The sequence below is a fragment of the Neorhizobium puerariae genome (assembly GCF_042429745.1).
Taxonomy (GTDB): domain Bacteria; phylum Pseudomonadota; class Alphaproteobacteria; order Rhizobiales; family Rhizobiaceae; genus Neorhizobium; species Neorhizobium puerariae.
This window is the reverse complement of the sequence record NZ_JBHMAA010000057.1, coordinates 1-5,785: the sequence shown is the minus strand read 5'-3', so window position 1 is coordinate 5,785 and position 5,785 is coordinate 1. Positions and strand designations below refer to the sequence as shown.

The window sequence follows — 5,785 nt, the reverse complement described above, 5'->3', positions numbered from 1 at the left end:
ATCGTCGACTGGTACATGCAGGGCAAGATCCAGATCGACCCGATGATCACACACACCATGCCGCTCGACGACATCAACAGGGGGTTCGAACTCATGCATGCTGGCGAATCGATCCGCGGCGTGGTGGTTTATTGAGGCGCCAGATGGAACTCGTGTCGCAAAGCCAGAGCTTCGGAGGAATGCAGTCGGTCTATCGGCACCGGTCCGAGGCCTGCGCCGTGGAGATGACCTTCGGCGTCTACCTGCCGCCTTCGGCGCGGGCTCGTCCGGTGCCGTTGCTCTGGTATCTCTCGGGGCTGACCTGCACCCATGAGAACGCCATGATCAAGGCGGGCCTGCAGAAATACGCGGCGGAACACGATCTCGCGCTCGTCTTTCCCGATACCTCGCCGCGCGGCGAGGGCGTCGCGGACGATCAGGCCTATGACCTGGGGCAGGGCGCCGGTTTTTACCTGAATGCGACGCAGAAGCCCTGGGTGCGGCACTATCGCATGTACGACTACATCGTCTCGGAGATGCCGGCGCTCCTGCAGAAGGAATTGCCGCTCAACGGTGTCTTCGGCATCACCGGCCACTCGATGGGCGGTCATGGCGCCCTGACGATCGCGTTTCGCAATCCGGAGAAGTTCCGGTCGCTTTCGGCTTTCGCGCCGATCGTCAATCCGACGCGCTCGGACTGGGGCCGCAAGCAGTTCTCGGCCTATCTCGGTGACGACGAGGCCTATTGGGCGAAACATGACGCCTGCCTGCTGCTGGCCGATCTCGGCTGGGATGGCGATATCCTGATCGACCAGGGAGCGGCGGACCAGTTCCTGGAGCATTTGCGCCCCGAGGCGATGGCAAGGCTGATGGCGGAGCGGCGCCAGCCCGGCGTCCTGCGAATGCAGGCCGGATACGATCACAGCTACTATTTCGTGGCGAGCTTCGCCGAGGATCATGTGCGCTGGCATGCCGAGCGGCTGCATGCCACCTGAAGGAGAAGGACAGGCATGACTTCACGACAAATTCTCATTTTCGCATTCGTCGGCATGCTCAGTGCGGGCCTTGCCGTTCCGGCCTTCGCGGTGGAGGGGCTGACGGGTGACCCGGCAGCAGGCGAGAAGGTGTTTCGCAAGTGTCAGGCCTGTCACGCGGTCGGCCCCGGCGCCGTCAGCAAGACCGGGCCTTATCTGACGGGAGTCGTCGGACGCCCGGCGGGCAGTATCGGCGACTATTCCTATTCCCCGGGCATGACCAAGGCGGCAGGGGACGGCCTTGTGTGGACGCCCGAGAAGATATCGGAATTCGTGACAAATCCGAAAGCTTTCGTGCCCGGGACCAAGATGGCCTTCGCGGGAATCCGCAACGACCGGGAACGGGCCGACCTGATCGAATATCTGTCGACATTCGCCAAATAGAAAGGAGGCCGGCAAAGGACGTGAGGAGGGCCGAAGCGCCGGCGAAAGCCGGCCGTGGAAGGCATGGAGGCATTTTGCAAAGCCGATGCCGCGAAGGAGGACGTCGCAAGGTTTTCCCGGAGCGAAGGGGTGAAGGACCCCGGTCGGCGCTACCCAACGGGAGGATAGGATGAAGAGATTTCACATATTGCTTGCCGTATTCGCACTCGGCGGCTCGCAGCCCGCATTCGCCAATTCAGACCTGCAAAAGCAGATCGATAACCCTAATCAGTGGGCTATCCAGACGGGTGACTACGCCAATCAGCGTTACTCGAAACTCGATCAGATCAACAAGGGAAACGTCGGCAAGCTGCAGGTCGCCTGGAGCTTTTCGACCGGCGTCCTGCGTGGTCACGAAGGCTCGCCGCTGGTCGTCGGCGATTTCATGTATGTGCATGCGCCGTTCCCCAATACGGTTTATGCGCTTGATCTGAGCAAGGAGGGCCAGATCGCCTGGAAATATGAGCCGAAGCAGGACCCGGATGTCATTCCGGTGATGTGTTGCGACACCGTCAACCGCGGGGTCGCTTATGCGGAAGGCAAGATATTCCTGCACCAGGCCGATACCACCATCGTCGCCCTCGATGCCAAGACCGGCAAGGTCATCTGGAGTGTCAAGAACGGCGATCCGAAGAAGGGCGAGACCAACACGGCAACCGTGCTGCCGGTGAAGGACAAGGTCATCGTCGGCATTTCGGGTGGCGAGTTCGGCGTGCGCGGCTCGATCACCGCCTATTCCATGGCCGACGGCAAGCTCCTGTGGCGCGGCTATTCGATGGGACCGGACAGCGACACGCTGATAGACCCGGAAAAGACCACCCATCTCGGCAAGCCGGTCGGCAAGGATTCCGGCCTTTCCACCTGGGAAGGCGACCAGTGGAAGATTGGCGGCGGTACGACTTGGGGCTGGTTCTCCTACGACCCCGAGGAAAACCAGATCTATTACGGCTCAGGCAACCCCTCGACCTGGAACCCGGCCCAGCGTCCGGGCGACAATCGCTGGTCCATGACCATCTGGTCCCGCGATGTCGATACCGGCATGGCGAAATGGGTCTATCAGATGACGCCGCATGACGAATGGGACTATGACGGCGTCAACGAAATGATCCTGACCCAGCAGGAGTTCGGCGGAAAGCAGCGCAAGCTCCTCACCCATATGGATCGCAACGGCTTCGGATATACGATGGACCGCGTGACGGGCGAGCTACTCGTTGCCAAGAAATACGATCCGGCCGTCAACTGGGCGACCGAGGTGGTGATGGACCAGAAATCGGAACAGTACGGCCGTCCGCAGGTCGTTGCCAAATATTCGACCGAGCAGAACGGCGAGGACGTCAACTCGACCGGCATCTGCCCCTCGGCTCTCGGCACCAAGGACCAGCAGCCTGCTGCCTATTCGCCGAAGACCGGGCTGTTCTACGTGCCGACCAACCATGTCTGCATGGATTATGAGCCCTTCCGGGTCAGCTACACCGCCGGCCAGCCCTATGTCGGGGCGACGCTGTCCATGTATCCGGCTCCGGGCAGCCATGGCGGCATGGGCAACTTCATTGCCTGGGACAACAAGGAAGGCAAGATCAAGTGGTCGCTGCCGGAGAAGTTCTCCGTCTGGTCGGGCGCTCTTGCCACCGCCGGCGACGTGGTCTTCTACGGCACGCTCGAAGGCTATCTGAAGGCTGTCGACTCCAGCACCGGCAAGGAGCTCTATCGCTTCAAGACGCCGTCCGGGGTGATCGGCAACGTCATGACCTACAGCCATGGCGGCAAACAGTATGTGGCCGTGCTCTCGGGCGTCGGCGGATGGGCCGGCATCGGTCTTGCCGCCGGCCTGACCAACCCGACCGAAGGCCTCGGCGCGGTCGGCGGTTACGCCGCGCTCAGCGACTACACCGCGCTGGGCGGCACGCTCACTGTGTTCTCGCTGCCGAACTGACGGCGGCCATTTGCCAGAGAACTGGCGCGGGCGTTCCACCCGCGCCAGTTTGTTCCCAGGGCTTAGAAGGACACCAGATGACCAGTTTCGCTAAAGTCTTGCCGGTTGCTTTCGCCGCGTCGCTGCTGGCAGGCTCCGCCATGCCGCAAGATGCGGCAAAGAAGGCAGACAACATCACCGCCGCGACCAACGAGAACGGCCGCTACCTGACCGCCGACGGCGTGCCGACCTACAATGTCGCCCCGGACGGCACGGTCGACTGGCTGACCTATTCCGGTTTCCGGCGATATCATTCGGAATGTCACGTCTGTCATGGGCCGGAAGGCGAGGGCTCGACCTATGCGCCCGCTCTGAAGAAGTCGGCGATCGCGATGGACTACTATGACTTTGTCGACGTGGTCACCAACGGCCGCAAGAAGGTGGATGCGTCCCATAACTCGGTGATGCCGTCCTTCGGGGATAATGTGAATGTCATGTGCTATCTTGACGATATCTACGTCTACCTGAAGGCGCGCGGCACGGATGCGGTGCCGAGGGGGCGGCCTGCGAAGAAGGAGGCGAAATCCGATGCGATCCGGCAAGCGGAAACAGACTGCCTCGGCCGCTAGGATAGTCCCGGGAGAGGTGTGCAGCGGTTTTCCGTCCGGAAGGGCGGAAAAACTAGGGAGCAGGACAATTCCGTTGTTGTCCGTGCTCGGTCTTGTGGCGATCCTCGGAGGGCCGGCCTTTGCCCAGACATCGGACCTCGTTTCGAAGAGGGCGTTCCGCGTCTGCGCAGATCCGGCCAATCTGCCGATGTCGGACCGGTCCGGCGCCGGTTTCGAGAACAGGATTGCCGAACTCTTCGCCGCGGAATTGAAGCTGCCGCTGGAATATACATGGTTTCCCATGGCGACGGGCTTTATCCGGAAAACGCTGCAGGCCAACAACTGCGACGTGGTTATCGGTTATGCCCAGGGCGACGAGATGGTGCTCAACACCAATCATTACTACACGTCCGCCTATGCGCTGATCGTGCCCTCGGGAAGCCCGCTCGCCTCGGTCTCCACGATTGGCGATCCCGCTCTCAGGGACAAGCGCATCGGCGTGGTGGCGGGCAGTCCACCGGCGACGCAGATGACACGCTACGGCCTGATGGCAAAGGCCAAGGCCTACGACTTGATGGTCGACCGGCGTTATGAAAATCCGGCGGGAGAAATGCTCGCCGACCTCAAGGCCGGAACGATCGACGCCGCCATTCTCTGGGGACCCATCGGTGGCCCAATGGTCAAGCAGGATTATCCGGAGTTCAAACTGAGCCCCCTCCTGTCGGAGACCACGCCGCCGAGGTTCTTCTACCGCATCACCATGGGCGTGCGGCAGGGTGAGAAGGTCTGGGAACGCAAGCTCAATTCGCTGATCCGCCGCAATCAGGACAAGATCGACGCGATCCTCGCCGATGCTGGCGTTCCGCTGCTCAACGACATGGGCACCGGCCTGCTGGAGCCGAAGAAATGACCGCGCGTGCAACGTTCCTGCCGTTTGTGCTTGTTGCCGGTCTTGCAGCCCCGGCGATCGCCGCCGACGTCTCCGCACCGAAAACGGTTGTCGGGGAACCGAAGGACTACCGGCAGGACGAGTATCGCGCGCCCGTGCCGCCAACGCTTGCGGGCGCGACCGTAGTCTCGACGGAACAGGCCCATGCATTGTGGGAGAGTGGCGGAACAGCATTCATCGACGTTCTGCCTCGCCCGCCAAAACCCCAGAACCTGCCGGAAGGCACGATCTGGAAGGAAAAACCGCGGATATCGGTCAGGGGAGCGCTCTGGCTTCCCAATACCGGTTACGGCAAGCTGCCCGATGTCACCCTCGACTATTTCCGCAAGGGGCTCGAAAAGGCATCGGGCGGGAATGGCGATCATCCCCTGCTGTTCTTCTGCCTGCCGGATTGCTGGATGTCCTGGAACGCGGCCAGACGCGCGCTGGAACTCGGCTACGGCAAGGTCTATTGGTATCCGGCGGGCAGCGAGGGCTGGGCGATGGCCGGTTATCCCCTCGAGCAACTGACACCGGAGCCGGGCGGTAACTGACAGCTACAGGTCCCTGATCGCCAGCATCCTTCGCAAGGAACAGACAGAAGACGCGCAATCCGTCGCCGGCGACGATTTTGCCCGTCACCTTCGACTGCGGCGATCTCGATACGCGCAATATGCCGCCTGCAACGCGGTGCGGATGTACCTCACGCTAACTCGTTGAATTTACGTATCGCTCTTTCCGAAAACCGGTCCTGATCTTCGGGCCGGTCCTGTAGCCTAGATCGTGGTGACGATTTAGGGAATTGGGATTCCCAAAGTTGAGCAAATCGGATTCAACGTTGATTTTGGAGATCAGCGATGGATTGTGATGCACTTCGAGACGATCAGTGGGAACGGATCAA

At 61.4% G+C, this 5,785-nt stretch carries 6 protein-coding genes and 1 pseudogene; all 7 read left to right on the top strand.

All coding sequences use genetic code 11. From position 1 onward, the window contains the following. Positions 1-135, top strand: a pseudogene (locus ACFFP0_RS30835) (S-(hydroxymethyl)glutathione dehydrogenase); the annotation flags it as partial. A gap of 8 nt (positions 136-143) precedes the next feature. Then, a complete protein-coding gene (gene fghA / locus ACFFP0_RS30830; RefSeq protein ID WP_377266057.1) occupies positions 144-974 on the top strand; it encodes an S-formylglutathione hydrolase in 831 nt (276 codons plus the stop codon). Between the two features lie 15 nt (positions 975-989). Continuing rightward, positions 990-1,397, top strand: coding sequence for a c-type cytochrome (locus ACFFP0_RS30825; protein WP_377266056.1), 408 nt, complete (start codon positions 990-992; stop codon positions 1,395-1,397). A 169-nt stretch (positions 1,398-1,566) separates the two neighbouring features. Beyond that, on the top strand, positions 1,567-3,369 hold the full coding sequence (gene xoxF5, locus ACFFP0_RS30820; protein ID WP_377266055.1) for a lanthanide-dependent methanol dehydrogenase XoxF5: 1,803 nt from the start codon (positions 1,567-1,569) through the stop codon (positions 3,367-3,369). A gap of 140 nt (positions 3,370-3,509) precedes the next feature. After that, positions 3,510-3,977, top strand: coding sequence for a c-type cytochrome, methanol metabolism-related (locus tag ACFFP0_RS30815; protein ID WP_377266058.1), 468 nt, complete (start codon positions 3,510-3,512; stop codon positions 3,975-3,977). A gap of 73 nt (positions 3,978-4,050) precedes the next feature. Beyond that, on the top strand, positions 4,051-4,866 hold the full coding sequence (locus ACFFP0_RS30810) for a substrate-binding domain-containing protein (protein WP_377266054.1): 816 nt from the start codon (positions 4,051-4,053) through the stop codon (positions 4,864-4,866). Next, entirely contained in the window at positions 4,863-5,438 is a 576-nt protein-coding gene (locus ACFFP0_RS30805; RefSeq protein WP_377266053.1) for a PQQ-dependent catabolism-associated CXXCW motif protein, read from the top strand. The genes ACFFP0_RS30810 and ACFFP0_RS30805 overlap by 4 nt, the downstream gene beginning before the upstream one ends. Positions 5,439-5,785: the final 347 nt, after the last annotated feature.